The organism is Amycolatopsis sp. La24 (assembly GCF_029087445.1).
GTDB classification, from domain to species: domain Bacteria; phylum Actinomycetota; class Actinomycetes; order Mycobacteriales; family Pseudonocardiaceae; genus Amycolatopsis; species Amycolatopsis nivea.
In genome coordinates, this window is sequence record NZ_JARACH010000007.1 from 12,646 (window position 1) to 38,958 (window position 26,313).

At 69.6% G+C, this 26,313-nt stretch carries 26 protein-coding genes; 8 read left to right on the forward strand and 18 right to left on the reverse strand.

The window, feature by feature from the left end:
- Positions 1–342: 342 nt before the first annotated feature.
- Positions 343–1,374, reverse strand: coding sequence for an acyl-CoA desaturase (locus PUT80_RS10400; protein WP_238607065.1), 1,032 nt, complete (start codon positions 1,372–1,374; stop codon positions 343–345).
- A 762-nt stretch (positions 1,375–2,136) separates the two neighbouring features.
- Here PUT80_RS10400 and PUT80_RS10405 point away from each other — a divergent pair.
- Positions 2,137–2,826 (forward strand): hypothetical protein, encoded by a 690-nt coding sequence (locus tag PUT80_RS10405; RefSeq protein ID WP_275291751.1) that lies wholly within the window; start codon positions 2,137–2,139, stop codon positions 2,824–2,826.
- A gap of 27 nt (positions 2,827–2,853) precedes the next feature.
- Here PUT80_RS10405 and PUT80_RS10410 read toward each other — a convergent pair whose 3' ends face one another.
- A complete protein-coding gene (locus PUT80_RS10410) occupies positions 2,854–3,519 on the reverse strand; it encodes a DNA alkylation repair protein (RefSeq protein WP_275291752.1) in 666 nt (221 codons plus the stop codon).
- A 90-nt stretch (positions 3,520–3,609) separates the two neighbouring features.
- Here PUT80_RS10410 and PUT80_RS10415 point away from each other — a divergent pair, with 90 nt between their 5' ends.
- Positions 3,610–4,011, forward strand: coding sequence for a hypothetical protein (locus PUT80_RS10415; RefSeq protein ID WP_275291753.1), 402 nt, complete (start codon positions 3,610–3,612; stop codon positions 4,009–4,011).
- On the opposite strand, the gene PUT80_RS10420 is transcribed toward PUT80_RS10415, so the two are convergent.
- The 10 genes from PUT80_RS10420 to PUT80_RS10465 form a co-directional block, all read right to left on the reverse strand.
- Positions 3,987–4,616: a flavin reductase family protein gene (locus PUT80_RS10420; protein WP_275291754.1), complete on the reverse strand. Its 630-nt coding sequence runs from the start codon at positions 4,614–4,616 to the stop codon at positions 3,987–3,989. The genes PUT80_RS10415 and PUT80_RS10420 overlap by 25 nt on opposite strands.
- A 6-nt stretch (positions 4,617–4,622) precedes the next feature.
- On the reverse strand, positions 4,623–6,245 hold the full coding sequence (locus PUT80_RS10425; protein WP_275291755.1) for an amidohydrolase: 1,623 nt from the start codon (positions 6,243–6,245) through the stop codon (positions 4,623–4,625).
- Positions 6,242–7,267 (reverse strand): ABC transporter ATP-binding protein, encoded by a 1,026-nt coding sequence (locus tag PUT80_RS10430; protein WP_275291756.1) that lies wholly within the window; start codon positions 7,265–7,267, stop codon positions 6,242–6,244. Before PUT80_RS10430 ends, PUT80_RS10425 begins: the two co-directional genes overlap by 4 nt.
- Positions 7,264–8,082 (reverse strand): ABC transporter permease, encoded by an 819-nt coding sequence (locus tag PUT80_RS10435; protein ID WP_275291757.1) that lies wholly within the window; start codon positions 8,080–8,082, stop codon positions 7,264–7,266. The genes PUT80_RS10430 and PUT80_RS10435 overlap by 4 nt, the downstream gene beginning before the upstream one ends.
- The gene (locus PUT80_RS10440; RefSeq protein WP_240691425.1) at positions 8,075–8,977 is read right to left on the reverse strand and encodes an ABC transporter permease; all 903 of its coding nucleotides are present in this window, start codon (positions 8,975–8,977) and stop codon (positions 8,075–8,077) included. Before PUT80_RS10440 ends, PUT80_RS10435 begins: the two co-directional genes overlap by 8 nt.
- Entirely contained in the window at positions 8,953–9,993 is a 1,041-nt protein-coding gene (locus PUT80_RS10445) for an extracellular solute-binding protein (protein WP_134666660.1), read from the reverse strand. Before PUT80_RS10445 ends, PUT80_RS10440 begins: the two co-directional genes overlap by 25 nt.
- Before the next feature lie 11 nt (positions 9,994–10,004).
- Positions 10,005–11,282: an aspartate aminotransferase family protein gene (locus tag PUT80_RS10450; RefSeq protein WP_275291758.1), complete on the reverse strand. Its 1,278-nt coding sequence runs from the start codon at positions 11,280–11,282 to the stop codon at positions 10,005–10,007.
- A gap of 24 nt (positions 11,283–11,306) precedes the next feature.
- On the reverse strand, positions 11,307–12,746 hold the full coding sequence (locus PUT80_RS10455) for an aldehyde dehydrogenase family protein (protein WP_275291759.1): 1,440 nt from the start codon (positions 12,744–12,746) through the stop codon (positions 11,307–11,309).
- Between the two features lie 190 nt (positions 12,747–12,936).
- Positions 12,937–13,479, reverse strand: a complete 543-nt coding sequence (locus PUT80_RS10460; protein WP_051729766.1) for a TetR/AcrR family transcriptional regulator — start codon at positions 13,477–13,479, stop codon at positions 12,937–12,939.
- Positions 13,480–13,583: 104 nt separating this feature from the next.
- Positions 13,584–13,868: an alkylmercury lyase gene (locus tag PUT80_RS10465; RefSeq protein ID WP_134666653.1), complete on the reverse strand. Its 285-nt coding sequence runs from the start codon at positions 13,866–13,868 to the stop codon at positions 13,584–13,586.
- Between the two features lie 180 nt (positions 13,869–14,048).
- On the opposite strand from PUT80_RS10465, the gene PUT80_RS10470 reads away from it, so the two are divergent.
- Complete coding sequence (locus PUT80_RS10470) at positions 14,049–15,179, forward strand: NAD(P)/FAD-dependent oxidoreductase (RefSeq protein WP_275291760.1); 1,131 nt, start codon at positions 14,049–14,051, stop codon at positions 15,177–15,179.
- On the opposite strand, the gene PUT80_RS10475 is transcribed toward PUT80_RS10470, so the two are convergent.
- The 4 genes from PUT80_RS10475 to PUT80_RS10490 are packed head-to-tail and all read right to left on the reverse strand — an operon-like array spanning position 15,166 to position 18,496.
- Positions 15,166–16,104: a GNAT family N-acetyltransferase gene (locus PUT80_RS10475; protein ID WP_275291761.1), complete on the reverse strand. Its 939-nt coding sequence runs from the start codon at positions 16,102–16,104 to the stop codon at positions 15,166–15,168. The genes PUT80_RS10470 and PUT80_RS10475 overlap by 14 nt on opposite strands.
- A 12-nt stretch (positions 16,105–16,116) precedes the next feature.
- Positions 16,117–16,794 (reverse strand): amino acid racemase, encoded by a 678-nt coding sequence (locus PUT80_RS10480; protein WP_275291762.1) that lies wholly within the window; start codon positions 16,792–16,794, stop codon positions 16,117–16,119.
- Complete coding sequence (locus tag PUT80_RS10485) at positions 16,791–17,795, reverse strand: D-cysteine desulfhydrase (RefSeq protein WP_275291763.1); 1,005 nt, start codon at positions 17,793–17,795, stop codon at positions 16,791–16,793. Before PUT80_RS10485 ends, PUT80_RS10480 begins: the two co-directional genes overlap by 4 nt.
- Positions 17,796–17,839: 44 nt before the next feature.
- Positions 17,840–18,496 (reverse strand): helix-turn-helix domain-containing protein, encoded by a 657-nt coding sequence (locus tag PUT80_RS10490; protein WP_238607081.1) that lies wholly within the window; start codon positions 18,494–18,496, stop codon positions 17,840–17,842.
- Between the two features lie 133 nt (positions 18,497–18,629).
- On the opposite strand from PUT80_RS10490, the gene PUT80_RS10495 reads away from it, so the two are divergent.
- Positions 18,630–20,486 (forward strand): FAD-binding monooxygenase, encoded by a 1,857-nt coding sequence (locus PUT80_RS10495; RefSeq protein WP_275291764.1) that lies wholly within the window; start codon positions 18,630–18,632, stop codon positions 20,484–20,486.
- Here PUT80_RS10495 and PUT80_RS10500 read toward each other — a convergent pair.
- Complete coding sequence (locus tag PUT80_RS10500) at positions 20,473–21,912, reverse strand: alpha/beta hydrolase (RefSeq protein ID WP_275291765.1); 1,440 nt, start codon at positions 21,910–21,912, stop codon at positions 20,473–20,475. The two genes, PUT80_RS10495 and PUT80_RS10500, sit on opposite strands and share 14 nt — an antisense overlap.
- A gap of 73 nt (positions 21,913–21,985) precedes the next feature.
- On the reverse strand, positions 21,986–23,140 hold the full coding sequence (locus PUT80_RS10505; RefSeq protein ID WP_275291766.1) for an epoxide hydrolase: 1,155 nt from the start codon (positions 23,138–23,140) through the stop codon (positions 21,986–21,988).
- A gap of 82 nt (positions 23,141–23,222) precedes the next feature.
- Between PUT80_RS10505 and PUT80_RS10510 the strand changes: the two genes are divergently transcribed.
- The 4 genes from PUT80_RS10510 (at position 23,223) to PUT80_RS10525 (ending at position 26,295) form a co-directional block, all read left to right on the forward strand.
- The gene (locus tag PUT80_RS10510; protein ID WP_275291767.1) at positions 23,223–23,786 is read left to right on the forward strand and encodes a CGNR zinc finger domain-containing protein; all 564 of its coding nucleotides are present in this window, start codon (positions 23,223–23,225) and stop codon (positions 23,784–23,786) included.
- A 260-nt stretch (positions 23,787–24,046) separates the two neighbouring features.
- Positions 24,047–24,844 (forward strand): helix-turn-helix transcriptional regulator, encoded by a 798-nt coding sequence (locus PUT80_RS10515; RefSeq protein ID WP_275291768.1) that lies wholly within the window; start codon positions 24,047–24,049, stop codon positions 24,842–24,844.
- A gap of 33 nt (positions 24,845–24,877) precedes the next feature.
- Entirely contained in the window at positions 24,878–25,993 is a 1,116-nt protein-coding gene (locus PUT80_RS10520; RefSeq protein WP_275291769.1) for a sialidase family protein, read from the forward strand.
- The gene (locus tag PUT80_RS10525) at positions 25,990–26,295 is read left to right on the forward strand and encodes a MoaD/ThiS family protein (protein ID WP_275291770.1); all 306 of its coding nucleotides are present in this window, start codon (positions 25,990–25,992) and stop codon (positions 26,293–26,295) included. The genes PUT80_RS10520 and PUT80_RS10525 overlap by 4 nt, the downstream gene beginning before the upstream one ends.
- The last annotated feature ends 18 nt before the right edge of the window (positions 26,296–26,313 follow it).

A 26,313-nucleotide genomic window follows, 5' to 3' on the forward strand; every position in this document is an offset into this window, starting at 1 on the left:
GCAAAGGACGGAATTGTCGAGCTGCTTACCCGCGTTCATCGACACCTGGCAGGAGAATTCGTACCGCGCTCTCCCCCGCGACGGGGAGGCAGCGGGCCCAGAATCACCACATAGGGGGAACCCGGGCAGGTCAGCAGGGGTGCGAACGTGAAAAAGCCCCGGCTAGCCTCCGATTCCGCACGCTATCCGCGACGCCCTGAGGGGGTGTTGCCATTCCGGTCCGGATTCGAGCCGGAACCGCGACGCGAAAATGTGTCGGATCCGGCGGCCGCGCCGGGCAGCCTTCGGGGATTGTTCGCGCGGAAATCCGCCGGAATCTGCCCGGTGTTCGAGACTGTGCTCCTAGCGACCCGATTCCGCCGCGGTTCGCAGCGGGGCCCCGACCTGGTGCAGGTGCGCCAGGACGTCCGCGTAGGTGCGGAACAGCCCGCCCTGGCTGTAGCTGATCCCCCGGGCGGCGCAGAAGTCCCGCACCAGCGGCTGCGCCCGGTGCAGGGTCGCCATCGGGATGCTCGGGAAGAGATGGTGCTCGATCTGGTAGTTCAGCCCGCCCAGCGCGTAGGTCGCCCAGCGGCCGCCGCGGACGTTGTGCGACGTCAGCACCTGGCGGCGGAGGAAATCCAGCCGGTGCCCGGGTTCCAGGTGCGGCATCGCCTTGTGGTTCGGCGCGAACGAGCATCCCATGTAGACACCCCACGCGGCGTGGTGCACGACGACGAAGACCGCGGCGATTCCCGGCGGCAGCAAGAGAAACACGGCCGCGAGGTACGCGGCGAGGTGGACGGCGAGCAGCGTCGCGTCGAGCCGAGGGGACCGCGTTCCGCCGTGGCGCACCGCCTTGATCCCGGACCAGTGCAGGTCGATGCCTTCCAGCAGCAGCAACGGAAAGAAGAGGAAAGCCTGGTATTTCGCCATCCAGCGCAGGAAACCCGCTTTCGCGCGGCCCTGCCGGCGGGTGAACGCCAGGGCGGGAATGTCGATGTCCGGGTCGGCTTCCTCGAGGTTCGGGTTCGCGTGGTGCCGGGTGTGCTTGGCGACCCACCAGCCGTAGCTCAGCCCGACCAGCGCGGCCAGTGCCGTTCCGGCGGCGTCGTTCGCGCGGCGGGTCCGGAAAATCTGCTTGTGCCCGGCGTCGTGGCCGAGGAACGAGAGCTGGGTGTAGGCGACGGCCAGCAGTGCCGCCGTGCCGAGCTGCCACCAGCTCGCCGCGCCGAGCGCGAGCAGCGTCCACGCCCCGCCGAACGCCAGCAACGCCGCTGCGGCGCGGACGAGATAGTGCACCGGGCGGCGGCGGAACAAACCCGCCTCTTTCACCAGCGCCGAAAGCTCCGCGAACTCGCTGCCGTGTCCCGGGCCGTCTGCCGGTCTGTCCATTTTCCGCTCCGCATCGGGTGGCGTGCCGGACAACCGCAGTGGTTCGACAGAAGTGGAGGCCCGCGACCGGGGTCCTGCCGTCGAGCCTACACCCGGAGAAATCCCTTATCCGGATGGCAAGACCATTCCAAGACTCGTAATTCCTTGCCCACCAAGGGATTCTGACGTGCCAGCGAGACTCCGCCGACTGCCGAATCCCCCGTTCCGGGCACGCGGCGGCGCGCACCGGGCCGCCGAGGGTGTACCGTCAGCAGTGTCCGAGAACATCTTGTGCGCCGACAGTCCGGGCCGATCACGGCCAGGGCGAACGCACGTCATGTCGTCGGGCCCACGGCACACCACCGTCACCCTCGCGGCCTGTCAGCCGCCGAGCTGCCCTCGCTTCGGTCGCACCCGCGGCATCGGCCAGTGGCGCCCTTCCCGGACGGCGGTGGTGCGACGTGGCCCATCCGCCCGGTTCCTCTTGGTCCGTCGCGGTCCGTCTTGCCCGGAAAGGTAAACCCATCACCGCACCAGTCAGCTCTCCGCTCTTCAGCCATCCCGTGGCCGAAAGCCCGCGCCCCGGCGCCCTCGTCCGCCCGCAGGAGGACCGGTACGGCGGCCTGTTCCGCCAACCCGCCGTCTCGCCGGACGACCGGACCGAACCGGCCCGCCCGCGGAACCGTCGCCGCTGACCCTCTCGCCGCAAAAATTAGGTTCACTCTAAATCTAGAGAGTGTGTAACATTTGCTCTCGGGTGGACCAGGCGAAGGGGCATCGACCATGAGCGACGGACCGTCGCCGGCGGAACTGGCCGGATACGTGCGGGTGGCGCGCGACCACCGCGAACACGAGCGGTACCACTCGGTGCTCAAGCTCGAGGAGTCGGCGGCGTGGCGGCGCGATTCCAACGCCTTGAAACTGCTGGCCGCCCGGTGGTCGGACAGTCCGGCGCCCGACCGGCTAGACCCCGCGCACGGCGCCGTCGGCTGCGTCGATCTCAACGACCCGGCCGTGGTCGCGACGACCGGAATCCTCTTCATGGAAGGCGAGTCCGAACCGGCGGAAATCACCTCCCTGCGATCCCGCTTCGAGCAGGCCGCCGTGCGCTATCAGCGGCTTTCCGGCTGGCTGGGCGAGCACATGGCGGCGGAATGGCCGCGGCTGCGTTCCCTGCTGGTCCCCGATCTCGTCGAAGCCGCCCGCCCGCGGTTCCGGGCGCTGACTCGCACCACCGAAGCGGCCAACGCGTACAGCCTCGTCGCCCGGCTGCTCGACTCCGCCGTCCACGCGCTCAAGGCGCAGGACCTCACTCCCGAGGGCGTCCGCCGCGATCCCGCCGCTGCGGCGAAGATGGTGCTGACCGCGTCGTGGTTCCTCGATTCCGCAGCTTCCGCCCTCGCCGAAGCCGGTGCGCAGCTCGGGTTGTCCGATCCGGATTGGACGAGCTTCATCGCGCTCGCCGAGGCCTGACTTGGTGCGGTTCAGCTGGTGTTTCCGTCAAGCCTGCCGCTTGACCATCTCCGCGATCCACACCGGCGCGTACGGCGAGGTGCAGTTGGGCGGGGTCGGATAGTCCTTGAGCACTCCCAGCCGCTCCCCGATGCCGATCGCGCGGGCGCGCAGGCCGGGGTTCTCGATGCCGATCTGGGCGAGGCAGTGGTTCATCGCCCACTGCAACTGCGCCGGGGCGGTTTTCATCTCGGCTTCGATGACGTCGAGGAGCCGGCCGAGGTCGAGCCCGTCGGGCTTCTTGGCGACGCGATCCACGGTGAGCGCCCAGCCCGCGCTCGCGACCACCGGGTCGGGATCTTCGAGCCAGGCGGTGCGGAGGTCCTCGGCGTGGCGGCTCTTCTTGACGATGTTCGCGAGAAGCCAGTCGTGGACCTTAGGGGTGCCCGCCTCGCGCAGCATCGCGTCGAGGTCGTCGCGGTCGAACTGCTTCGGCCGCGCGACGAGGAGCGCGAGGAGACGGGCGTTGGTGTCGCCGGTCCGCCAGAGTTCGCGGGCCAGGCCGGGTTGGGCTTTGAGTTCCTTCGCGAGGGCGCGGAGCTTGGTGAGGTTGACGCTGTGGTCGTCGCCGTGGTTCTCGTTGACGGCGCGGATTTTGGGGTCGTGCAGCTCCGCGAGCCGGTCGAGGACCCCGGCGAGGGTTGCTTCGGCCACGGGAACCTCCCTGCTCGGACGTGGACAGGGCCGAGGCTACGCGAAGTGGGGCGGGGGTAACGCGCACGGACCGGGGTACGTCTTTCTGGCATGACCCGGACCCGCCTCGCCGTCACCGCCATCGCGCTGGCCGGGTGTACTACGAACCCGCCTGCCCAGCACGCCGTCGCAGGCCCACCGCTGACGAGCCAGTCCGCTCCCGAACCAGCCCCGTCCACGACAACAGTCCCGGTCCCGTCGCCACCGGCTGCCTCGACTTCGGCCAAGCCGACCGGCACGCCCAAGACCAGCACGTCACAAGCCAAACGACGCGATCCCTCGACCGGCCCAGGTTGCGGCCAGCGGGCGGTCAACGCGGGCAAGTTCAACCCGCGCTGCAAGGAATACCAGGGCTACCTCGACCCCGGCGGCCCCGGCCGTCCGAAGACGTCCGGCGAAATCCAGCGCGAATGGGCCTGTCAGCAGGGTCAGCTGCCCGCATCGGAATGCTGACCCGCGGCCAGGAACTCCTCCGGAGCGGGGATCGGCACCCGCACCCAGTTGTTCACCCGGGTGAACGTCGCGCCGCCCATGCGGCCCACCGGGTGGTACACGTCCTGGTCCAGCCGGCCGTCCGGGCGCAGCAGGCGGTCGTCCACCGCGACTCCGACCACCTCGCCGAAGACCAGGTGCGAGCCCCGGAACTCCTCGATCTTCACCAGCGTGCATTCCAGGCTCGGGCCCGCCCCGGCGGGATGCGGCGCGGCGATCCGCACCCCGGGCGTCCACGACAGACCCACGTGTTCCGCCTCGTCCACTGACGAGTCCACTGTGGACGCGGTGCGCGCGACCAATTCCTCCTGGCCGCTCAGTGCGATCGTGATCGCGAACTCGCGCTGGGCCTCGATATTGACCAAAGTGTCTTTCGGCGCTTCCGAAATCGAGAACAGCACCGTCGGCGGGTCCATGGTCAGCGGCGCGAAGTAGCTGAACGGCGCGAGGTTCCGCACCCCCGCGCCGTCCACTGTGCTCACCCACGCGATCGGCCGCGGGACGACGGCGTTCTTCACCATCCACACGAAAACGCCGCGGTCAGCGTCGGTGTTGCTGCTGTACACGAAACCTCACTCCGTCACTACCCGTCCCCCGAGCATGGTCAGTTCCGACCGTACGCTGAGCAACTCCGGACCCGCAGCGGTGACCGGATCGTGGGCGAACACCGCCAGGTCGGCGAGGGAACCGACACGGAGCGTTCCCTTGACGGACCCCGCGTGTTCCAGCCACGCCGGGCCAGTGGTCCACAGACGCAGCGCCTCCTCCCTGGTCAGCGGGTCGGCCACCATGGAGAAGGCGTTCGGGCCGGGCAGACCGGTGAAGGTCGCGACGCCGCGGCGCCAGTCCGGCACGGTCACCGGGGCGTCCGAGCTGTCGGCGACCGCCACGCCGTGGTCCAGCAGGGCTCGCGCGGGGAAGGCGTCGGCCCACCGCTCCTCGCCCAGCACGCGGACCATGGACGGGCCGCTGTAGGTCCGCATCAGCGAACTGGTGATGACCCCGATTCCGGACCGCGCCAGGCGGGAGAGCACGGCGGTGGACAAGAAGGTGCCGTGGATCAGGGCGTGCCGTGCCTCCGGCCAGGGGTCGACGGCCTGGGCCGCTTCGATCGCGTCGACTACCGCGTCCGCGGCCCGGTCCCCGGTCACGTGGACTTGCACGCGCACCCGCCGGACGTGGGCGGCCAGGATCAGTTCGTGCAGCTCACGCACGCGCGCGTCGTCGTCGGGGCCGAAGGTCACCAGGCTTCCGTGCCCGCCGGACGGGTACGCCGAGTGCATCCACGCGGTGCAGTGCGTCGGCACGCCGTCGGCGAACAGTTTGATGCCGCCGATCCGCAGCAGATCGTCGCCGACCGAGAAATCCGTCTCGTCCAGCAGTTCTGCCAGAGAGGCGGCGGACGTCGTCGGCGACGGCCAGTTCCAGTGCAGCAGCGCGGTGATCCGCATCCGCAGCCGGCCGGCGGCGTGCAGGTCCCGGTAGTCCTGCCACAGGTCCGGCGGGACGATCGGATCGGTCACGCTCGTCATCCCGAGGGCGTTCAACCGTTCCATGCTGCGCACGATCGAATCCAGCCGGACGGACCGGCTCGGCTTCGGCACCAGCGAAGCGACCAGTTCCTGCGCGCTTTCCACGAGCACCCCGGTCGGCTCGCCGGCGGCGTCACGCACGATCTCCCCAGCTTCCGGATCCGGTGTCGCCGCGGTGATCCCGGCCCGCGCGAGCGCCGAGCTGTTCGCCCACACCTCGTGGGACGACGCGTGGTGCAGCACTGTCGGTTGCGAGCCAGTCACGCTGTCGAGCCAGGCTCGGGTCGGCACCGCTCGGCCGTCAGCGAATTCGGCGATCGTCGTTTCCCGCCAACCGCGACCGACGATCCACTCCCCCGGCGGCGCACCCGCGAACGCACGGGCTACCGCGGAAAGATCCGGCGCGGCCGAAAGGTCCACACAGAACTCCGGGCCGGCGGCGGCGTGGAAAGCCAGGTGCAAATGCGCGTCGTTCAGTCCAGGTAGGACAGTCCGGCCCGCCAGTTCGACGACCCGCGCGTCCGGCGCGGCCGCGGCGGAAACCGTCTCGTCGTCGCCGACCGCGGCGATCCGGCCGTCCGACACCAGCACCGCGGAAACGGTCCCGACTGCCGGATCGAACGTCCGGACCACTCCGCCGCGCAGCAGCACATCCTCGGTCATACCGCCGCCAATTCCGGGACGTCGGCGCTCGGCACCACGGCCTGGTGCTCCGGATGCCAGGCCGCGATCACCTCGTCCCCGGGCCGATGATCGTGCGCGACCCCGGCCGACAGCACCGCACACCCGCGCGCACCGTCGGAATACCGCAGCCAAATCCGCGTGTGGTCGCCGACGTACACGATGTCGGTCACCTGCGCGCTCGCCCGCTGGTGTCCACTCGGGACAGGATCTGAGGAAGTGTGCAGGGTCAACCTTTCCGGCCGCACGATCGTCACCTCCCCCGGCGTCAGCGACAACGCATTGGACTCCCCGACGAACTGCGCGACGAACAACGTCTCCGGCCGCTCGTACAATTCCTCCGGGGTGCCGACCTGTTCGATCCGGCCGTCGTTGAACACCGCGATCCGGTCCGACAACGTCAGCGCCTCCTGCTGGTCGTGCGTCACGAAGAGGAACGTCATGCCCAATTCCCGGTGCATGCGCGCGATTTCCCGCTGCAACTGATCGCGCAGCTTCTTGTCCAGCGCACCCAAAGGCTCGTCCATCAGCAACGCGCGCGGTTCGTATACCACCGCTCGCGCCAGAGCGACGCGCTGCTGCTGGCCGCCGGAAAGCTGGCGCGGCAACCGATCCCGCACCGCCGACAATCCGACTAGGTCCAGCACGTCGTCCACCCGCCGTGCGATCTCCGGCTTCGGCACCTTGCGCTGCGTCAGTCCAAACGCGACATTGCGCGCCACCGACATGTGCGGGAAAAGCGCGTATTGCTGGAAAACCACCCCGAGGTTCCGCCGGTGCGGTTTGAGCCGCGAGATCTCCTGACCGTCCACAGTGATCGATCCGGACGTGAGCGGGGTGAATCCGGCGATCATCGACAGCATGGTCGTCTTGCCCGAACCGGACGGGCCGAGGAAGGTCATGAACTCGCCGTCGGCGATGTGCAGCGAAACGTCGTCCACGGCAGGCCGGTCGACGCCGGGGTACGCCTTCGTCACGTGTGCGGTCGCGATTCCGTCAGTCATGATTGCTCTTTTCGGCGCAGAACGGCGGGGACGAACAGCAGGATGGTGGTGAACACGACGATCAGGCTCGACGCGGCGGCGATCGTCGGGTCGATTTCCAGCACGATCGATTCGTACATTTTCACCGGCAGCGTCTTGATCGCGGGCGTCTGCAGGAACAGCGCGACCACGACCTCGTCGAACGACGTGGCGAAGGCGAACACGAAACCGGACAGCACGCCGGGCGCGATGATCGGGAGCACGACCTTGCGCACCGTCGTCCAGCGCGGCGCGCCGAGGCTCGCCGCGGCCTTCTCCATGATCGGGTCGTATCCGGCGAGGCTGGTCTGCACCGAGGTGAGCACGAACGGCAGCCCCAGCACCGCGTGCGCCAGCACGAAACCGAGCATCGTGCCGTTCAGCTGCCAGCGCAGGAAGACGCCGTAAATCGCGACCGCCACGACGATGCCGGGCAGGATCATCGGAGCCATCAGCAGCTGCCGGACGATGCCCCTCCCCCGCCGCATCCGGTCGAGCGCCAGCGCGGCCGCCACGCCGAGCACGGTCGCCAGCGCCGCGGCGAGCACCCCGACCTGGACCGAATTCGCCAGCGCGGCCAGCCATTGCTTGCTGGTGAAGAACTCCGCGTACCAGTGCCACGACCAGTCCTTCGGCGGGAACTCGAACGTCGAGCCCGCGCCGAAGCTCATCGGGATCACCACGAGCGTCGGCGCGACGAGCATGAACGCGACGAGCGCGACCCACACGCGCAGGCCCCAGCCGAGGCTCCGCTGCCGCACCGCGGCGGCCCTGCTGATGGACGGATTGTCAGCCACGGTCGGCACCTCCAGCCGCACTGGTGCCCAGCGGCGCGGCCACGCGGCTGAGCACGGCGAGCACCACGAGCGTGACGACCAGCAGGATCGTCCCGAGCGCGCCGGCGCCCGCGAAGTCCAGCAGGTCGTTGACCTGGGTGCCGATCACCTGGGCGACCAGCGCCTGCTGCGGCGTGCCGAGCAGCGCCGGGGTGATGTAGAAGCCCAGCGACATGATGAACACCACCGACACCCCCGCCAGCACGCCCGGCATCGACAGCGGCACGTAGACCCGCAGGAAGGCGACCGGACGCCGCGCGCCGAGGCTGCCCGCCGCGTGCAGGAGGCTGCGGTCGATGCTGAGCATCGAACTTTGCAGCGGCAGCACCATGAACGGCAGCATCACCTGCACCATCGCGACCGTCACGCCGGCCACCGAACCCAGCAGCACGACCCCGTCGATACCGATCGCCGACAGCATCCGGTCGATGACGCCGCCGCGCTGTTCGAGCACGTACCAGGCGAAGTTGCGCGCCATCAGGCTGGTCCAGAACGGCATCAGCACCAGCAGCGTCAGCACCGACCGGGCGCGACGGCCGACGAGCGTCATCGCATACGCGTAGGGATAGGCGATGACGAGCGTCGCCACCGTGATGATCAGCGCGGTCCGCAAAGTCCGCAGCAGCACCCGGATCTGCACCTCGTCGCCGAGCACCGCCAGGTAATTGCCGACCCCGAACGACGGTTCGGTGAAGCTCCGCCACAGGATCACGGCGAGCGGATAGAAGAAGAACACCAGCACCACCGCCGCGGCGGGGAGCAGCAGCCACGAGGTCCGCCGTTTTTCGCGCCCGGCCCTCGGCACGGCCGGGACGCGGGTCGCCACGGCGGTCATCCGGTCGTCCAATCCGACCACGCCTTCACCAGCTCGGGCCGGTTCGCCGCCCAATAGCGCACGTTGCTGAGCACTCGCAAGTCCTCCTTGCCCTCGCCCCAGATGTCGAGCTGGCGGCCGATCTCCGAACGGGCGGCGGGGGCGGCCGTGTTGGCCGGTCCCACGCCCGCCCGCGCGGCGAAGTCCGCCGCTTGCGCCGGTTGCGAGGCGAAGCGGATGAGCTTCTTCGCCTCCTCGGCGCGTGCCGTCCCCTTCGGCACCACCAGGACATCCCAGGTCACCGGAACTGGGATGTCAGGCACCACTTTCCAGTTCGTCGCACCGGCCTTGAGCAGCGAGAACGCCCGTGCGCTGACGATCAGCGCCATGTCCGCCTGCCCGCCGGCCATGCGCTGCTGCTGGTCGCCGTACGTGCTGCTGATGGCCAACTGCGGCCGGATCCGGTCGTACATCCGCAGCGCGCGGCGCATGTCCAGCGGATACAGCTTGTCCCGCGGCACTCCGTCGGCCAGCAGCGCCGCCTCGATGGTGCCGACGCTCGGGTCGCCGCCGTAGATGATGCGGCGTCCGGGGAACTGCTTCGGGTCGAAGAAATCCGCGAGTTTCGTCGGCGGATGCTTGCCGTAGACCTTCGAGTCGTACATCAGCATCATGCCGAAGAACGCGTCCGGCACCCCGCAGTCGGTGAGCGAGCCCTCCGGGAACCCGGACGCCTGCGCGCCCATGTCGACGGGTTCGAGCAGGCTCCCGCACACCGCGGCGGCAGCGGACGCGTCGGTGTCGACGACGTCCCAGGTCACCTTCCCCGCCTCGACCATCGCCTTGAGCTTGGCGTTGCTCGACGGGCCGTCGAGGGTGACCGTCGTCCCGGTCTGCTTCTCGTACGGGTCGAGCCACGCGGCGCGCTGGCCCGCCTGGTACGCGCCTTGGCCGTAGGAAACGAACACGAGCGAGTTCGGCCCGCCCTCGGAAATCGCGCAGCCGGCGGTGGTGAGCAGAAGCGCGGCGGACAACAGCGTCGGTATCCGGCGTCTCATGGCTCCTCCGTTCAGCTCGCCGCGGCGGCGACGTGCTTGCACAGCACGTCGGCCAAAGTGTCGATCTGGTCCTCGGTGATCACCAGCGGCGGCGACAGCACGATGCTGGTCCCGGACGCGCGGACCACGACGCCGTCCGCGCGGCAGCCCGCCTGCACCGGCGCGGTGGGCCGGTCCGCGAACTCGATGCCGAGCATCAGGCCGACCCCGCGGACCTCGCGCACGTGCGGCAGCTCGGCGAGCGGGTCGAGCCGCTCGCGCAGCCGGGCGCCGAGGACGGTGGCGCGTTCGAGCAGGTTCTCCTTTTCGATCAGGTCAAGGTTCGCCAGCGCGACCGCCGAACCGACCGGGTGGCCGTTGTAGGTGAAGCCGTGCAGGAAGGTCGCGCCTTCGGCGAGCTCCAGCACCCTCCGTCCAATGAGGACCGCACCCATCGGAATGTACCCGCTGGTGAGTCCCTTCGCGGTGACGATCATGTCCGGCTCGATGCCGAAGTGCTCGCTGCCGAACCAGTGCCCGGTGCGGCCGAACGCGGTGACGATCTCGTCCACGATCAGCAGAATCCCGTGTCGCCGCAACACTTCCTGCACGCGCGGCCAGTAACCCTCCGGCGGCGGCACCATCCCGCCGACGCCGAGCACTGGTTCCCCGATGAACGCGGCGATCCGATGTGGACCGATCTCCTCGATCCGCTTCTCCAGCTCGGCCGCGAGGATGTCTGTCGCGTTGGGACCGTGCTCGATGCCGTGCGGTTTGCCGAGCCATTCGACGTCCGGCAGCAGCGGACCGTACCCGGCGCGCAGGCCTTCGATGCCGGTCGCGGCCAGCGAGGCGCCGCCCATGCCGTGGTAACCGCCGTGCCGCGCCAGCACCACCGTGCGCTCGGGCGAACCGGCGTGATGGAAGGCGAGGCGGGCGAGCTTGATCGCGGTTTCGTTGCCTTCCGAACCGCCGTTGGTGAGGAAAACGCGTTCCAGACCCGCCGGGGCGAGCGAAAGGAGACGTTCGGCGAGGCGGATCGACGGGGCGTTGGAGTAGTCGCCGAAGGACGAGTAGAACTCCAGCTTGCGGATCTGCTCGGCGGCGACGTCGGCGAGTTCGGCGCGGCCGTGGCCGACCGGGCACTGCCACAGGCCGCAGGTGCCGTCGATGTACTGGTTGCCTTCGGTGTCCCAGAGCAGCGCGCCTTCGCCGCGGTCGAGGACGAGCGGTTCGGCGGGGTCGCCGATGACGGTGTGCGGGTGGATGAGGGTGCGCTGGTCGGCAGCGGCGAGGTCAGCGGTGGTCAATGCGGATTCCTTTCGGGGAGCGGTTCAGAACCGCAGAGCGACGGCTTTGGTCTCGGTGTAGGCGTCGATGCCTTCGGCCCCGCCTTCGCGTTCCTGGCCGGAGTTCTTCTGGCCGCCGAAGGGAAGTTCCGGACGCACCGGTGCCGGGTCGTTGACGCCGAACACGCCGAAATCGAGCCGGTCGAGCATGCGCCAGATGCGGCGCAGATCAGTGCCGAACACGTAGGCGGCGAGGCCGTAATCGGTGGAGTTGGCGAGTTCGACGGCCTCGTCGTCGGTGCGGAAGGCCGACACCGCGAGCACCGGGCCGAACGTTTCCTCGCGGCTGATGAGCATGTCCGGGGTGACGCCGTCCAGCACGGTGGGCTCGAAGAAATGGCCCGGCAGCGCGGGATCCGTCCACCGGTTGCCGCCGATGAGCACGCGCGCGCCCTTGCCGACCGCGTCCGCGACCTGGTTCTCCACCTTCGCCAGCCCGGCCTCGTCGATCAGCGGACCGACGTGGGTGCCTTCAGCGTCGCCTCGGCCGACCTTCAGCGCGGCGGTTTTCTTTTCGATCAAGGAAAGCAGGTCGTCGCGGACGCTTTCGTGGACGTACAGCCGGTTCACCGCGGTGCAGCTTTGCCCGGCGTTGAAGAACTTCCCGGTGACGACGCCCGCCGCGGCCGCTTCGAGGTCGGCATCCTCGAACACGATCGCCGGCGAGTGCCCGCCCATTTCGAGCGACGTGCGGCGGAGGATGTCGCCGGTCTGGCGCAGCAGGCCCAGTCCGACCTCGGTGGAACCGGTGAAGCTGACCTTGCGCAGCCGCCGGTCGGCCAGCAATTCTCCGACGAGTTCCGCGGGCCGCGTGGTGGTCAGCGACTGCAGCACCCCGGCGGGCAAACCGGTGTCCTGCACGATTTCCAGCAGCGCGGTGGCGATCAGCGGGGTCTGCTCGGCCGGTTTCGCGATCACCGGACAGCCCGCCGCGAGCGCGAGCCCGACCTTGCGGATCAGCATGCTGGCCGGGAAGTTCCACGGCGTGATCGCGAGCACCGGGCCGACCGGCGAGCGCAGGACGAGCCCGGGACCGGCCGCGTTCGCCGGGGTGACCCGCCCGTACGCGCGGCGGCCCTCCTCCGCAGCCCACTCCAGCATCCGGGCGGCCCCGGCCAGTTCGCCGTTCGCCTCGGCGAGCGGTTTCCCGTTCTCGCGGCTCAGCAACGCGGCCAGTTCTCCTTGCCGGGCGCGGATTCCGGCGGCCGCGGCGCGCAGATGGCCGCTGCGGGTCTCCGGATCGGTGTCCGCCCAGCCGCGGGCGGCGCGCGCGGCCGCGGCCAGTGCGTCCCGCGCCTGCTCGGGCCCCGCGTCGGCGGCCTGGCCGAGGACGGCGAGGCTCGCGGGGTCGACGACGTCGAACGTCGCCGGGGCGGAATGCCAGCGGCCGTCGATCAGCAAGGTCGCGGCGGCGGTGTCGGGCATCGGGTACGCCTTTCGGTTCGGCGGCTTCGGGGATGCGCCGAGTCTGACCCCTAGGTGTTGATTAAGTCAACACCTGAGCGACGAGGAAATTCCGGATAGGACAGTGGGAAGTTCTTGCGGCGCAATGGTATCCGGCAACACTTCGACCCCGGCGGCGTCGAGCGCGGCCGGAGCGGGAGTCGGGGTTCGGTTAACGCGCGGCCGCGAGCAGGCCGCGCAGGGCTTCGAGCGCCGGGCCCGGATCGACGTCCGGATCCGCCGCCTGGTGCAGGAACATTCCGTCGAGGGCGTAGAACACGAGCTGGGCCAGCCCGCCGTCGGCCGACAGTTCCTTGCCGACCGCGGCGAGATAGCCGTCGTAGAGCCGCCGCACGACCGGCCGCAGTTCGGGCCGCCGCGCCGCTTCCACGACCAGCTGGTACTGGAACACTTGCAGGTCCGCGCTGTCCCGGAACCGCTGGCGCACCTCGGGACCGTCCGCGTAGACGCCGGTGCGGGCGCCGATCAGGCCGTTCTCCGCGCTCTCCTCCAGCACCAGGTCCAAAGAGGACTGGAGGAGGTCGTCGATCGAGGAGAAGTGGTGCTGGACCGCGCCGGTGGTGCAGCCCGCCGCCCGCGCGACCGCACGGTAGGTGAGGCCGCGCAGCCCGTCGGAAGCGACCACGCCGACCGCCGCCCGCCGCAGGGCGAGCTTCGTCCCGGTCGGGTCGTCCGCGGTTCCGGACCGGCTCATCCGCACCTCCTCGGCTTCGTCCGGGCGAGCGTACATTACATCTGTAATGTGAACCAGAGCGAAGGGTGCCCCGAAGACAACTAGCGAGCTGCAACGGCTTCCGGTCAGGCTTTTACAGCCGCCAACGCGGCGAGCATCCGCTCCCGCGTCGGCACGTCAAGACGGCAGGCGTCCCCTGCCACCGGCCCAGGCGTGCCCATCACGTCGACCCCGTCGACCAGGATCGTCGGCGAACGGTAGCTGCCGACGCGTTCGACGACCGCCGCGTCGAGGCCGCTCTCGGCGAGGCACTCGGCCACCAGCGACCGGGCCGCTTCGGCGTTCGGGCAGTCCGGGGCGGTCAGCAGTTCCACCCGCGTCCCGCGGATCTCCGGCCCCGGTGCGCACATGAGCCCAGCCTAGGCGGAAATCCGTCCTTGACAATCCGCTTCCGGAAAAAGCTAGGGTGACCCAGGACGTCGAAAGCCACGGCCCGGTAGGTAGTCCGGGCGGCGCGCCGCGCTCGTACCCGCACCTTTCCGGTGCGTCCAGCACGTCCCCTCGTTCCGTACTCAGAAGGGGAATTCGCTGTGCCCGGAAAACTTCGTGTCCTGATCATCGGCGGCGGCATCGGCGGGCTCGCGCTCGCGCAGGGATTGCACCGCGCTGGGATCGCTGTGACAGTCCGCGAACGTGACATCTCAGCGGCCGGCCGGTTGCAGGGGTACCGCCTGCGGCTCGACCCGCACGGCCTCGACGCGCTGGACCGGCTGCTTCCTGCCCCTCTCAGCCGGGCGATCTGGGATGCCAGTTCGACGCCGTCGCGTACCAATTACCTCACCGGGACGCCGCCGGAGGAACCGGTCGAACGCAATGTCTCGATCAACCGGCGCACATTGCGCGAGATCCTTCTGCACGGGCTGGACGACGTCGTCGAGTTCGGCCGCGAATGCACCGGCTACCGCCTGGACGACACCGTCACCGCGACGTTCGCCGACGGATCCACCGCTTCAGCGGACGTCTTGGTCGCCGCCGACGGCGTGAATTCGGTTATCCGACGCCAATACCTGCCGCACGCCCGCGTCATGGACACCGGCGTGCGCATCATGTACGGCCGCTTCCCGCTCACCCGCGAGACCGCCGAACTGATCCCCGACGAGTGGTTCGGGATCTACCGCGGGCTCTTCGGCCCGGACCACCAGCACATCGGCATCGCCCCGGTCCACTCCCGGCGTCCGCCGTCGCTGCCAGGGCTCACCGACACCAGCGACTACGTGATGTGCCTGTTCGCCGCGCGCACCGAACTGCTGCCGTGCTCCGACGACGAACTCCGCGCCGCGACCGGGCGCGAGTTGCGGGACATGACGGTTTCGTTGGCCCGCAAGTGGAATCCGAAAGCCAGCGAACTGCTGGCCCTCGCCGATCCCGAGACGCTGTTCCCGATCTTCATGCGCACCAGCGTGCCGGTCGAGCCGTGGCCGATCACGTCGGTGACCCTGCTCGGCGACGCGATCCACGCGATGAGCCCTGCGGTCGGCGTCGGCGCGAACACCGCCCTGCGCGACGCCGAACTGCTCGCCAGGAAGCTCACCGAGACCGACCTCCTCCCCGCGCTGCGGGAGTACGAGACCGAGATGATCAGCTACGGCTTCGACGCGGTCCGGACGTCCGCGAAGTTCGGCGCGCTGCGGATGGGCCAGCCCCCGCTCACGCGGGCTTGAGCAGCGGCACGTCCCGGCACACTTCGCGGAACCCGACGCCGTAATACAGCTCCCGCGCCGACGGATGTCCAGGCGCGCCAAGACAAGCAACCGTCGCGTGGGCAGCTCCGGCTGCCCGCGCGCGGTCCATGCCGTGCAGCAGCATCGCTCGGCCCAGTCCCCGCCGCCGGTAGTCCGGATGGGCGCCGACCGGCTCGAACTCGACGGTCTTGTTCGCCTCGTCCAGCCACATGATCGTGGACGCCGCCATCGTCCCGTCCGGCGCTTCGACCAGGACATGCAGGTCACCGCGATACGCTGGGGTCGCGCGGACGCCCTCGTAGCCTTCCAGCGTGTACGCGGTCACGCCCCACGCGTCCACATGCGCCCGCACAGCCGCCTCCGGCCCGGCTTCGGCGGCGGTGCGGAAGCGGAATCCGTCCGGCAGCACCGGCGTTTCGAGCACCTCGAGGTCGCGTTCGTTCAGCTGCGTCCAGGATCCGGTGTCGCCGAGGCCGTCCGGATCGGGCCCGTAGCCGTGCGCCGTCCAGCGTTCCAGGCCGAACTTGTCGGCCGCGCCCGGGAGCACGGTGCGCTCGAGGCCGTCCGCGGTGGCGTCGAACCAGTCGATCACGTCGTCGACCAGCCCGGCGTGGTCGGGATGGACCTGATATGCCAGGTAAGCACCGGTGACGTCTTTGACCGAGCCGTCGTTCAGCCGCACGCTCCGGGGCAGTTGCGCCCAGCCCCACGCGACGAGGTCGTCGCCGGCGAACCACAGCCGGCGGACCCAGCTCGCGCCTTGTGCGGCATACCCTCTGCCCCAGTTCCAGGCCAGCTCGCCGTAGGAGGCGTCGCTGTTGACGAGTTCCGGGCGCACGGCAGTGACCCGCTGCGCGAGTTCCTGCATGAGCAGCACGTCCGCGGCGGTCAGCAGATCGGTCATGACCGGACTCTGTCAGGCGGACGGCCGGACGTCGACCGGTTTTCCACCGCAGTGGCGGATCACCGCGTCGGCGAGCAGGTCTGTCGGGTCCAGCACCCCGGTCGCGTTTCCCGCCACCAGCGGGAGTTCGGTGCACGCCAGCACCGACAACGGCACGTCGACCTCCGCCAGCGCCCGGTCGAAATGTGCCGCTCCACCGGTTAAGTCGCCGCGTTTCACCGCCGCCACCGCTGCGTCGACTTCCCGCTGCCCTGCCTCGGACGGCACCACCCATTCGACCTCGGGCACTCGCCGTTGGTACAGCCCGGCGGCGATCGTCCCGCGAGTGCCGAGCAGGCCGACCGGACCCGTCCGTCCGGCGAGGAAGTCCGCCGTTTCCGCGACCAAGTCCACGAACGGCACTCCGCTGTCCGCGGCCAGCCGGGGCAGGAAGAAATGCGCGGTGTGACAGGGCATGGCGATCACGGACGCGCCGAGATCGCGCAGTTTTTCCGCCCCGGCAAGCAAAGCCGGATACGGGTCGGTGCTCCCGTCGAGCACCGCGGCGACCCGGTCCGGCACCGTCGGGTCGGCCCAGATCGCCACCCGAAGGTGGTCCTGGTCGCGCTCCGCGACCGTACGCGCGATGAGCTTCGCGTAGAACTCCGCGGTCGCCGCGGGACCCATGCCGCCGAGGACGCCCGCGATCACTGGAACGCGGACCGGTAGCCGAACAGCCCGGCGACGCCGCCGGTGTGCACGAAGACGACGCGGTCGTCCGCGGCGAACCGGCCTTCCGCGATCCCGCCGAGCAGACCGGCGAAGCCCTTTCCGGAGTACACCGGGTCCAGCAGGATCCCTTCGGTCTCGGCGAGCAGCCGCACCGCGTCGACCATGGACGGGGTCGGCACGCCGTAGCCCTCGCCGACCCAGCGGTCGTCCACCAGCACGTCGTCGCGGGAAACCTCGGTCCCGAGCAGCTCCGCCGTCCGGACGGCCAGCCCGTGCACCGCGTCGATCTGCCGGGCTTCCGGCTGCCGCACGCTGACGCCGAGCACCCGCGCCGGGCTGTGCACCGCGCGCAATCCGGCGACGAGCCCGGCCTGCGTGCCGGTGCTGCCGGTCGCGTGCACGACCCAGTCGACCGGGACCGGCGCGGCGTCCAGCTCCAGCGCACACTGGACGTATCCGAGGGCGCCGATCGGATTCGACCCGCCGCCCGGGATCACGTACGGCCGCCGTCCCTCCGCGCGCAGTTTCGCTGCCACGTCTTCCATCGCCGCTGACATATCAGTTCCGGCCGGTACCCGGTCCACGATGTCCGCACCGAGCAGTTCGTCGAGGAACACATTGCCGGAGTTCTCGTACTCCTCGTCGCGCACCTGCCGCTGTTCCAGCAGCAGTTTGCAGGCCAGTCCGGCGCGCGCGGCGGCCGCGGCGGTCTGCCGGGCGTGGTTGGACTGCGTCGCGCCCTGGGTGATCAGCGTGTCGGCGCCCTGCGCGAGCGCGTCGCCGACGAGGAATTCCAGCTTGCGCGTTTTGTTGCCACCGGTCGCCAAACCGGTGCAGTCGTCGCGTTTGATCCAGAGGTCCGGTACGTCCCGGTGGCGTTCGCGCAATCGCGCGGTGAGCCGGTCCAGCGGTTCGAGCGGGGTCGGGAAATGTCCGAGCGGGAAGCGGGCGAAGCGCGTCGTCTGTACCACGGACGCCATCGTGCTTCCCTCGCCCGGCCGCTGTCCACCGCGTCCATTGCGAGTTACGGATGCAGTTCGGCCCGGATCACCCGCGCCGCCCGTGCCAGCCGCTCCCCGATCGCGCCGATGTCCGCCGGACCGGTCAGGTACACCACCGCGAGCGCGGCCGGATGCTGCCCGGGCACCGCGAGCGGCACCGCGATCGACGACAGCCCGGGAATCACCTCGTCATGACTGGTTTCGTACGGCGCTGTCCCGCCGCGCAGCTGCTGCAGGATCGCGCGACCCGGCGCGCCGTCGGTGATCGGGTGCCGGCTGCCCGGGCGCTGCGCCACCGCCGCCGTCGCCTGCCGCGGTTCGACGCTGGCCAGCGTGACCACGGAATCCTCGCCGTCGAGCGTCGCGAGGAACGCCGTCATGCCGAGTTCGTTCGCGAGCACGGTCAGCTCGGGCAGCGCGGTCGACTGAAGATCGCGGGAAACGTTGCGCGCCAACGCCGCCAGCCGCGCCCCCAGCTCCAGTTCGCCGTTCGCGCCGCGCACGACCAGCCCGTGGTCCTCGAGCGTGCGCACGATGCGGTAGGTGATCGACCGGTGCAGCCCGAGCCGCGAGGCCAGCTCGCCGATCGACAGCGGCGCGTCGGCCTCGGCGAGCACTTCGAGCGCGGTGAGCCCGCGCGACAACGTCTGCGACCCGGCCGCTTGCTTGGCTTCCGTCACGACTCGGTCCTTCCCCGCGGGGTCTTGTGCACCGGCGCGGCCCACCTTAGCATCGTTGTACTCAATAATTGAACAACGAGTTCTATTATCGAACACGGTCCCCTCTGGTGCTCACAGTGAGGTGAGGAAATCCATGCAGTTCCACCACCACGGCTACGTTTCCGGCGAACCGCGCGTCCTGCCCGCCGCCGGAACCGGAATCGACCGGCCCGCGGAACTGCCGGACGAGGTCGACGTGCTGATCGTGGGCACCGGCCCCGCGGGCATGATCACCGCCGCGCAGCTGTCCCGGTTCCCGCACGTCACCACGCGCATCGTCGAACGCCGCGGCGGACGGCTCGAGGTCGGGCAGGCGGACGGGATCCAGGCGCGCAGCGTCGAGACGTTCCAGGCCTTCGGTTTCGCGAACCGGATCGTCGAGGAGGCGTACCGGATCACCACGATGTCGTTCTGGAAGCCCGATCCCGCCGATCCGAAGCGCATCGTCCGCTCGTCGCGCGTGCCCGACGACCCCACCGGGATCAGCGAATTCCCGCACCTCATCGTCAACCAGGCCCGGGTGCAGGACTATTTCGCCGAGTACATGGCCCATTCGCCGAGCCGGATGACGCCCGATTTCGGCCTGGAATTCCAGTCGCTCACCATTACCGAGGGCGACGAATACCCGGTTACCGTCACGCTGCGGCACACCGCCGGCCCGCGCACCGGCGAGGATCGCGTGGTCCGGGCCAAATACGTGGTCGGCTGCGACGGCGCCCGCAGCGCGGTGCGCGAATCGATCGGCCGGCAACTCGTCGGCGACCAAGCGCTGCACGCGTGGGGCGTGATGGACGTCCTCGCCGTCACCGATTTCCCGGACATCCGCACGAAATGCGCCATCCAGTCCCACGACGGCGGCAATATCCTGCTGATCCCGCGCGAGGGCGGCACATTGTTCCGGATGTATGTCGATCTGGGCGAGGTGTCCGAGGACGACCACGGCGCCGTGCGGAAGACGACGATCGACCAGATCATCGCGCGCGCCAACGCGATCATGAGTCCGTACACTGTGGACGTCAAGAACGTGGCCTGGCACAGCGTGTACGAGGTCGGCCATCGCCTCACCGACAAATTCGACGACGTTCCCGTCGGCGACACCCGGCTCCCGCGCGTCTTCATCACCGGCGACGCCTGCCACACGCACAGCGCGAAAGCCGGGCAGGGCATGAACGTCTCGATGCAGGACGGGTTCAACATCGGCTGGAAACTGGGCCACGTGCTCGACGGCCGCGGTCCCGCTTCGCTGCTGGCCACCTATTCCGCGGAACGCCAGCTGATCGCGAAAAACCTCATCGACTTCGACAAGGAATGGTCGACCCTCATGGCGGCCCGGCCGGAGGACCTGGCCGATCCGGCGGAGCTGGAAGAGTTCTACGTGAAGACCTTCGAGTTCCCGTCCGGTTTCATGACGCGCTACCAGCCCTCGGTGCTCATCGCCTCGCCGGAGCACCAGGACCTGGCGACCGGGTTCCCGATCGGCAAACGGTTCAAGTCGGCACTCGTCACGCGTGTGTGCGACGCGAACACGGTCCACTTAGGACACCACGCCCAGGCCGACGGCCGGTGGCGCGTCTACGTCTTCGGACCCGCCGCTCCGGTGGCGGATTTCGCCGACTGGCTGGGGAATTCCCCGGACTCCCCGGTCGTGGCCCACACGCCGAAGAACCTGGACGTCGACGCCTGGTTCGACGTGAAGGTGATCTACCCGCGGCCGTACGAGGACGTCGATCTCGGCGAGGCCCCGGAGATCTTCCTGCCCCGCACCGGTCCGTTCTCGCTGATCGACTACGAGAAGGTCTATGCGTCCGAAGACATCTTCACCGACCGCGGCATCTCGCCCGGCGGTGCGGTAGTGGTGGTCCGGCCGGACCAATACGTCGCGAACGTCCTTCCCCTCACCGCTACCGCCGAGCTGGCCGCGTTCTTCGCGCCGATCTTCAGCGCCGAGTAGCCGGGGAAGGCTCAGCGGGACAGAAGCGGTCCCGCGCCGGGAAGTTCCCGCCGACCAGGTACGCCGTCGTCGTGTCGTTGAGGCAGTTGTTCGCGCCCGAACCGTAAGCGACGTGTCCGCCCTGGTCGGCGGTGACCATCCGGGCCCGGGCGCCGAACGCCCAGCGCGTGCGCAACGCCCCGGGCAACGGCGTCGCCGGGTCGCGCAGGTTCTGCACCATCAGCACGTCGGCCGGTCCTTGGCCGGTGATCCGCACCTTCTGCTCCACCGGCGCGGGCCAGTACGCACACGCCCGGATGTTGGCGGCGTAAGCGCCGTACATCGGATACCGCGCTCGGTCGATCTCGACGTTGCGCTGATAGGTCCGCACCGACGTCGGCCATTGCGAATCCCCGCAGATCACCCCGAGGTACCCGACGGGGAAGCTGCCGCGATCGCCGGTCGCCTTCGCGGCGGCTCCGGGGAGCGGCTGATGCGTGTCGAGCAGATGCCAATACGTGGCCAGCTCAGGGAAACCGGCGTCGTTCCGGATTTCCCCGGACGTGAAGCCGCGGAACGCCGTCCCGTCGAACCCGGACTCAGGCTTGCGGTCCAGCCGGTCGGCCAGCTCGTAGTATTTCTTCGTCACCGCCGCCGGAGTGGTGCCCAGGTGATAGTCGTGGTCGTGCTTCGCGGCGAAGTTCGCGAAGTCGGGGAACCGCTGCTGGAAACCCATGCCCTGCGCGCGCAACGCCTCGACGTCGTATCCCTCTGGCGGCAAGCTGCTGTCCAGCACGATCCGGTCGCTGCGATCCGGGAACAGCGTCGTGTACACCGCGCCGAGGTACGTGCCGTACGACTCGCCGTAATAGGAAATCTTCGCCTCCCCCAAGGCTTCCCGGATCCGGTCCATGTCCCGCGCCGTGTTCGCGGTGGTGATGAACGGCAACAGGTCGGCAGTCTCGGAACTCGTGCATTGCTTGGCGATCCGCTCCGCCAGCTCGGCCGACTTCGCCACGTCCGCCGAGTTGTGCGGATAGGGCGGGTTGGCCGCGAGCGTCTTGTCCGCGTCGTTCAGGCCGCAGGTCAACCCCGCACTGGAACCGATCCCGCGCGGATCGAAGCCGACGATGTCATAGCTGTCTCGCACCGCCTGCGGAAACGGCAGCAGCGCAGGAACGCGCGACCCGGCGAGACCCGGCCCGCCCGGGTTGACCAGCAGCACCCCGCGCCGCTTCTCCGGCTTCGCCGCGGACAGCCGGGACACCGCGAGGTCGATCGTCCGCCCGTCCGGATGCCGGTAGTCCAGCGGAACAGTCACGGTCGAACACTGCAGGCCGGGTTGTCCCGGGCAGGCGCTCCACTGCGGCCCGGCCGAAGCGGGGGCAGCCGAAACCACCCCCGCCAGCACCGCGACGGCAAGCGCGATCGGCATGGTCTTTCGCATTCAGCTCTCCTCTTCGCATCGGAATCGCTGATTCACCACACCAGCCGGCGCCGGGCCGGACCCCTGCCATTTGTCACCCCCGCAGCACGGCGGCGAGCCCCTCCCGCAGATCCCGGACGAAGTACTCCGGCACTTCCAGCGACGGGAAATGCCCGCCGCGTTCCGGCACGCGCCACCGGACGATCTGCCGGAACCGCTCCCGCGCCCAAGGACGCGGGGTCTTCTCCGTGTCGCGGGGGTACATGGTGATCGCCGCCGGAACGTCCACGCGAAGCTCTGGGTCCAGCGAATTGTGGCTCTCGTAGTAGATCCGGGCCGCCGACGCCCCGGAGCGCGTCAGCCAATACAGGGTGACGTCGTCCAGAACGCGATCCCGGGAAATCGTCTCGAACGGACTGTCCTCGGTGTCCGACCATTCCGCGAATTTGTCCACAAGCCAGGCGAGCAGCCCGACCGGCGAGTCGACGAGCGAGTACCCGATGGTCTGCGCCCCGGTCGCCTGGAGTTTCGCGTACGCCCCGCGACGCCGCCAGAACTGGCGGGTTTCCTCGGTCCACCGGCGCTCGTCTGCGGTCAGGCCGTCCGTCGGCAGTCCGGGCGGGGCTTCCGCGAACAGCGTGTGGACGCCGAGAACCCGTTCCGGGAACCGGCCGGCGAGAACCGTGGTGATATTGCCGCCCCAGTCGCCGCCGTGGGCCAAAAACTCGCGATATCCGAGCCGGTCCATCAATTCCACCCACGCGGCGGCGATCTTTTCCGTGCCCCATCCGGTCGTGGCCGGTTTGTCGCTGTATCCGTATCCGGGCAAGGACGGGACCACGACGTGAAACGCCGGCGCGCTGGCGTCTTCGGGATCCGCCAGGTCGTCCACGATGTCGACGAACTCCGCGACGCTGCCCGGCCAGCCGTGCGTCAAGATCAGCGGGACGGCGTCCGCGCGCGGGGACCGGCGGTGCAGGAAGTGGATCCCCAGCCCGTCGATGACCGTCCGGAACTGGCCGATCCGTTCGAGGCGCGCCTCGAACGCGCGCCAGTCGTACTCGGTGCGCCAGTAGTGCACGAGGTCGACCAGGTCGGCGAGCGGAACGCCCTGGTCCCAGCGGCGGGAACCGCGCACTGTCTCGGCCTCCGGAAGCCTCGCCGCGGCGAGCCGCGCCCGGAGATCGTCGAGGTCAGCGTCGGTCGCACGGGCTTCGAATGCTGCTACTTCGCTGGTCAGAGCGGTCATGAGTCCTCCTCGGGTCGTTGGAACCAGCTTAGACGGTTCTAGCAGTCGCCCGCGTCCGAGCGCAACCGGCTAAGCTGGTTCCATGCCTGCCGCGTTCCCTGACTTCCGCCTCGGCACCGTGCTCGCGACCAGCTTCACGGCGACCCTGACCGAGCGCCGCGGCGAGTCCGTCGAGCGCATTCCCGTCCCGCAGCGGCTCGCCGATTGGCTGGCAGTGAGCGGCCTCGCCGTGGAGTCCTGCACCGACGAGCAACTCGAGCTCGCCCGGGAACTGCGGGAGTCGATTCACGCCGCCGCGACCGCGGCCGCGCTCCAGGACCCGCTCCCCGCCGACGCGGTCGAAATCATCAATGCCCGAAGCGCGCAGGGCCAGGCGTCGGCGGTCCTGACGCCGGACGGCAAACGGCGCTGGCAGCTCAACCCGGCGACCGCCGTGGAGGACGCTCTTGGAGTGATCGCTGCCGACGCGATCAGCATCATTTCGGGTGAGCGGGACGGCAAACTCGCCTTGTGCGCCTCGCCGACCTGCCAGGCCGCGTTCTTCGACACGAGCCAGAGCCGCACCCGCAGGTGGTGCGACATGAACACGTGCGGGAACCGGCAGAAGAAGGCGCGCTTCAATGCGAACCGCGCCGCGGCGAAGTGAGCAGCTTGTGCGGCCGGTCCCTGTTGGACATCCGAGCTAAAGCTCGCAATGTGGGGGTGACCAGCGAAAACCTGGCTCCCTTTTCTCGCCGGATGACCACTGTCGGGGAACTGTAAGCCGCCCGTCGCCGCAGCGAATTCCCCACGGTTCCGCGCTCGCCCGCGTCACCTGTCCACGTCCTCGGTCCCGCCGATGGCGGACGCCCCGGAATTGTCGGTCCCCGGAATTACCATGGCGGGCACATCCGAGGAGGTGTGCACATGCGGGACGCCGTGCTGGAGGCTGCGAGGTTCCTGGCTGCCGGACGCACCCGGCAGCTCACGCTCGAGGACGTGGCCGACCACGTCCGCTACAGCCCGTTCCACCTGGCGCGCGCGTTCGAGCGGGAGATCGGCCTGCCGCCGGGGAAATTCCTTGCCGCGCAACGGTTCCAGCTCGCCAAGGAGTTGCTGCTGGACACCGGTGAAAAAGTGGTCGACATCTGCCACGAGGTCGGGTTCTCCGCGCCGGGCACGTTCACCACGAGGTTCACCGCGGCGGTCGGGGTGAGCCCGCACCGGTTCCGGCAGCTGCCCGGCCTCCTCGCCGAGCACCCGCCGGAACCGGTGCGGGTCGCGGGCCCGGACTGCGCGGGCGGAGCCGTCACCGGCCGCGCGCTGCTGAGTCCGGCGGCGGTCGCCGCGCTCGACGGAGCCCCGGCGGTCTATGTCGGGCTGTTCGCCGCGTCGTCCGCGCGCGGCGTGCCCGTCAGCGGCTCGCTTCTAGGGCCGGATCTGGAGTTCACGCTCGTCGACGTACCCGCTGGCACGTACCGGCTGCTGGCCTGTGCGCTGCCGTCAGCCGCCGATCCGCGCGCGCAGCTGGCACCGAGCGTGCAGGCGGTCGGCTCGGCCGCCCGGCCGGTGCGGATCCGGGCCGGGCCGGTGCCGCTGCGCCAGGACGTCCGGCTCGACGTCGCGCCCTCGTGGTCGCCTCCGGTGCTGGTCGCGCTGCCCCCGCTGGCGTCGGAGGGAGCGCAAGAATGGAGACGCGGCGCGCGGCTGGCGAGATTAGGTTGAACCAGGTCACAGGGCCGTTGTCAGGGAGAAAGCATGCCTGGAGTTCGAGTATTGGTCGGCACCCGCAAGGGCGCGTTCATCCTCACCTCGGACGAGGGCCGCACGCGCTGGGAGGTCGACGGGCCGCACTTCGGCGGCTGGGAGGTCTACCACGTCGCCGGCTCGCCCGCGGATCCCGACCGGCTGTACGCGTCGCAGTCCACGTCGTGGTTCGGTCAGCTGATCCAGCGTTCCGACGACGGCGGGAAGACCTGGAACCAGGTCGACCACGACTTCGCCTACGAGGGCGGGGCGGGCGACCACCTCTGGTACGACGGAACGCCGAAACCGTGGGAGTTCACGCGGATCTGGCACCTGGAACCGTCGCTGACCGACCCGGACACGGTGTACGCGGGCGCGCAGGACGCAGCGCTGTACCGCAGCGCCGACGGCGGGAAGAGCTGGCGCGAGCTCACCGGGCTGCGCAAGCACACGTCCGGACCGGGCTGGCAGCCGGGCGCGGGCGGGCTGTGCCTGCACACGATCATCCTCGACCCGCAGAACTCCAAGCGGATGTTCGCCGCGATCTCCGCCGCGGGCGCGTTCCGCAGCGACGACAGCGGCGAAACCTGGCAGCCGATCAACCGCGGCCTGCACTCCGACGGCATCCCGGACCCGGACGCCGAGGTCGGGCACTGCGTGCACCGGATCGCCCTGCACCCGTCCCGGCCGGACGTGCTGTTCATGCAGAAACACTGGGACGTCATGCGCTCGGACGACGCGGGCGAACACTGGCGGGAGATCAGCGGCAACCTGCCGAGCGACTTCGGCTTCCCGATCGCAGTGCACCCGCACGAACCGGAAACGGTGTACGTGGTCCCGATCCACAGCGATTCCGAGCACTACCCGCCGGAGGGCAAGCTGCGCGTGTACCGCAGCCGCACCGGCGGCAACGAATGGGAACCGCTCACCGCGGGCCTGCCGCAGGAGAACTGCTACGTGAACATCCTGCGCGACGCGATGGCCGTCGACACCTGCGACGAGGCAGGCATCTACTTCGGCACCACCGGCGGACAGGTCTACGCGTCAAACAACGCGGGCGACAGCTGGACCCCGATCGTGCGCGACCTGCCCGCGGTGTGCTCAGTCGAGGTGCAAACGCTGCGATGACCACCGTCGTGCGCGTCAAGCTGCCCACGCACCTGCGCCGCCTGGCGAAGGTCGAGGGCGAAATCCAGCTGCCGGTGGAAGACCCGCCGACGCGAGACGCCCTGCTGGACGCACTGGAACACGCGTACCCGCAACTGCGCGGCACGGTCCGCGACACGACCACCGGCAAACGCCGGGCGTTCGTGCGGTTCTTCGCCTGCGAGGAAGACCTGTCGAACACCGCCCCGGACACCGCCCTGCCCGCCCCGGTCCTCTCCGGAGCCGAACCGTTCCTCATCATCGGAGCCATGGCAGGCGGCTGACCACGAACCACTGGCCGA

Excerpts from the sequence above, each read along its gene's own strand:
- PUT80_RS10505 (WP_275291766.1), bottom strand. The coding sequence starts at position 23,140 with ATGACCGCTCTGACCAGCGAAGTAGCAGCATTCGAAGCCCGTGCGACC.
- PUT80_RS10495 (WP_275291764.1), top strand. The coding sequence starts at position 18,630 with ATGCAGTTCCACCACCACGGCTACGTTTCCGGCGAACCGCGCGTCCTG.
- PUT80_RS10455 (WP_275291759.1), bottom strand. The coding sequence starts at position 12,746 with ATGCCCGACACCGCCGCCGCGACCTTGCTGATCGACGGCCGCTGGCAT.
- PUT80_RS10515 (WP_275291768.1), top strand. The coding sequence starts at position 24,047 with ATGCGGGACGCCGTGCTGGAGGCTGCGAGGTTCCTGGCTGCCGGACGC.
- PUT80_RS10525 (WP_275291770.1), top strand. The coding sequence starts at position 25,990 with ATGACCACCGTCGTGCGCGTCAAGCTGCCCACGCACCTGCGCCGCCTG.
- PUT80_RS10500 (WP_275291765.1), bottom strand. The coding sequence starts at position 21,912 with ATGCGAAAGACCATGCCGATCGCGCTTGCCGTCGCGGTGCTGGCGGGG.
- PUT80_RS10405 (WP_275291751.1), top strand. The coding sequence starts at position 2,137 with ATGAGCGACGGACCGTCGCCGGCGGAACTGGCCGGATACGTGCGGGTG.
- PUT80_RS10520 (WP_275291769.1), top strand. The coding sequence starts at position 24,878 with ATGCCTGGAGTTCGAGTATTGGTCGGCACCCGCAAGGGCGCGTTCATC.
- PUT80_RS10400 (WP_238607065.1), bottom strand. The coding sequence starts at position 1,374 with ATGGACAGACCGGCAGACGGCCCGGGACACGGCAGCGAGTTCGCGGAG.
- PUT80_RS10510 (WP_275291767.1), top strand. The coding sequence starts at position 23,223 with ATGCCTGCCGCGTTCCCTGACTTCCGCCTCGGCACCGTGCTCGCGACC.
- PUT80_RS10465 (WP_134666653.1), bottom strand. The coding sequence starts at position 13,868 with ATGTGCGCACCGGGGCCGGAGATCCGCGGGACGCGGGTGGAACTGCTG.
- PUT80_RS10460 (WP_051729766.1), bottom strand. The coding sequence starts at position 13,479 with ATGAGCCGGTCCGGAACCGCGGACGACCCGACCGGGACGAAGCTCGCC.
- PUT80_RS10430 (WP_275291756.1), bottom strand. The coding sequence starts at position 7,267 with ATGACTGACGGAATCGCGACCGCACACGTGACGAAGGCGTACCCCGGC.
- PUT80_RS10425 (WP_275291755.1), bottom strand. The coding sequence starts at position 6,245 with ATGACCGAGGATGTGCTGCTGCGCGGCGGAGTGGTCCGGACGTTCGAT.
- PUT80_RS10485 (WP_275291763.1), bottom strand. The coding sequence starts at position 17,795 with ATGGCGTCCGTGGTACAGACGACGCGCTTCGCCCGCTTCCCGCTCGGA.
- PUT80_RS10475 (WP_275291761.1), bottom strand. The coding sequence starts at position 16,104 with ATGACCGATCTGCTGACCGCCGCGGACGTGCTGCTCATGCAGGAACTC.
- PUT80_RS10445 (WP_134666660.1), bottom strand. The coding sequence starts at position 9,993 with ATGAGACGCCGGATACCGACGCTGTTGTCCGCCGCGCTTCTGCTCACC.
- PUT80_RS10415 (WP_275291753.1), top strand. The coding sequence starts at position 3,610 with ATGACCCGGACCCGCCTCGCCGTCACCGCCATCGCGCTGGCCGGGTGT.